The organism is Paenibacillus sp. sgz302191 (genome assembly GCF_057749925.1).
In genome coordinates this window covers 1-1,138 of the sequence record NZ_JBYLHY010000089.1, presented here as the reverse complement: position 1 = coordinate 1,138, position 1,138 = coordinate 1, and the positions used below count along the sequence as shown (strand labels likewise).

The window sequence follows — 1,138 nt, the reverse complement described above, 5'->3', positions numbered from 1 at the left end:
GGTTCTTCCCAGTTTAGCATGACAATAAGCCGTCAATCCTTGTAATAGAACCCCGAAGGGAGATATCTGGGATGACGGAAAACGATATTTTTAATAGAGCTTTGAATTTAGGGACAGGTTGGGAAGTATACAATGTCGCTTTCAAACCGGATCAAAAAGAACTGCGGATTTACATACGGACCGTGAACGGTAGTTTGCACACTTGCGGTACTTGTGGTAAACCAGATTGCCGGATTTATGACCACGGTAAGGAACGAGAATGGCGGCACATGAACTTCTTCCAATATCGCGCTGTGCTGATCGGCAAGCCGCCGCGTGTAGAGTGCGATTCATGCAATACGCCTAAAACAGCCGAACTTTCGTGGGCCCGCGAGCGTTCCGGCTATTCGTTGTATTTTGAAGCCTTTATGGTGTTGCTCGCCAAAGCTATGCCAATGAACGAAGTTTCCAGACTGCTCGGAGAGCATGACACCACTTTATGGCCGATTTTGCACCATTACGTGGATGAAGCGCGGAAGGAACAAACGTGGGAAGAGGTTAAGCGTATTGCCATAGACGAAACCTCTCGGGCGAAAGGACACGAGTACGTCTCTCTGGTCATGGACTTGGATACCCGTAAAGTGCTTCACGTGGCGGAAGGGAAAGATCAACGGACATTGTTTGACTTTAAAGGCCAATTGCTACAGAAATGCGGCCACCCGGATGATATTGAAGAATTATGTATGGATATGTCACCGAGCTTTATTGCCGGAGCGAGGAATTTTTTTCCGAACGTCGAAATAACCTACGATAAGTTCCATGTCATGAAAGTGATCCATACGGCTGTAGACGAGACAAGACGAAAAGAACAACGAACGGTAGCCGAACTCAAGGACAGTCGATACGCTTGGCTGAAGAACGAAGAAAACTTAACCGCTAAGCAAAAGGAAAAACTGATTAGCCTCAAGGATGAAGACCTGAAAACAGCAAAAGCGTATCACTTGAAGCTCACCTTCTCGAAGCTGTGGGAGCAGGAAACACCGGAGAAGGCAAAACTGTTCCTGGACAGTTGGTACTACTGGGCGACGCACAGCCAAATCCCTGATATGGTGAAGGCTGCGAAAACCATTCGTCAGCATGAAAAAGGAATCTTACGATG

At 47.2% G+C, this 1,138-nt stretch carries 1 protein-coding gene; it reads left to right on the top strand.

Annotated elements, in window-relative coordinates:
- Positions 1 to 71 precede the first annotated feature (71 nt).
- Positions 72 to 1,138 (top strand): ISL3 family transposase (locus tag AC3G2T_RS38685; RefSeq protein ID WP_488438816.1); only part of this gene is annotated, 1,067 nt, incomplete at its 3' end.